Genomic DNA, 1,196 nt, shown 5'->3' with positions numbered 1-1,196 from the left:
AACAAATGACATTGGGAAGATTTTTTTCAAGCCTTTTAACGTAAGGTACGTTGAGAACGACCACGCCATAATCGCAAGCAAGACAGGCACGTAACTTTTAGCGGCCTGTAACATGTTCTCGCTGTGCATAATATTTCGCTTGATATAAAGCTGGAAGCCCGCTGCAATCAAACCGCCAAGAACAGGTGAAATAACCCAACTCGCTGCAATTGCACTCATTTGTCCCCAGTTCGCAATAGCAAAACCTCCTGCTGCGATACCTGCACCAAGCACACCACCTACGATCGAGTGGGTTGTAGAAACAGGCGCGCCAACGAAGGTTGCAAGATTAAGCCACAAGGCACCAGCAAATAATGCTGCAAGCATCAAGGCGATAAAGGTCGTGCTATCGTTGATAGCGGAAGGGTCGATAATCCCTTTCTTAATGGTACTAACTACGTCACCACCTGCGATCAATGCGCCTGCGGCTTCAAAGATGGCGGCAATCGCGATCGCGCCAATCAAGGTCAATGCCTTTGAACCTACTGCCGGACCCACATTATTGGCTACGTCATTTGCACCAATATTCATGGCCATATAACCGCCAATAGCTGCAGAAATTGCAAGCGTAAATCCACCCGGGATACCTTGCATTTGCATTAATACGTAACCTAAAACAGAAACTAAGAACACAAAGCTTACGCCCATCTTCAAAATTTCGTTGTTGGCGTAACCTAAAGCTGTATCGGTCTCAGATAGTTTTTTAGAACTCATTTGAGCACTTCCTTAACAATTAACTCGTCGATTTGGCGTCGCTACTGTCATCTTGCTGTAACAATCCGGTTGCGCATACTAACCACATGTATAAAAGATGCAAATTAACTTTCATCACTCAAATAAACTTGCCATGACAATTCTCCAGCACATAGGCTAGTACGGTTTTTACTAGGAAAGGTAAAGTTAGATAACAATGAGTAAAATTTATTTGATCAGACACGGCCAAGCATCGCTTGGCAAAGAAAACTATGACGAACTTTCTAGTAAAGGTGAGCAACAAGCTAAAATTTTGAATCGCTATTTTCGGGAGCTTTCTATCAGCCCTGACCTGGTGATCACTGGCGATATGAAGCGCCATCAACAAACAGCTCAGTTTGCGCTTGAATCAATAAACGGCCAGGCAAATACTGTGATAGACACCGATTGGAACGAGTTTGACT

At 44.1% G+C, this 1,196-nt stretch carries 2 protein-coding genes; one reads left to right on the top strand and one right to left on the bottom strand.

The window, feature by feature from the left end:
* Nucleotides 1–753 (bottom strand): inorganic phosphate transporter (locus A3738_RS25575; protein WP_197474042.1); only part of this gene is annotated, 753 nt, incomplete at its 3' end.
* A 196-nt stretch (nt 754–949) separates the two neighbouring features.
* Here A3738_RS25575 and A3738_RS25570 point away from each other — a divergent pair.
* The coding region (locus A3738_RS25570; RefSeq protein WP_197474041.1) for a histidine phosphatase family protein at nt 950–1,196 on the top strand (247 nt) is incomplete at its 3' end.

The sequence above is a fragment of the Oleiphilus sp. HI0066 genome, from assembly GCF_001635725.1.
The sequence above is the reverse complement of the archived record's forward strand: the minus strand, read 5'-3'. Positions and strand labels throughout refer to the sequence as shown.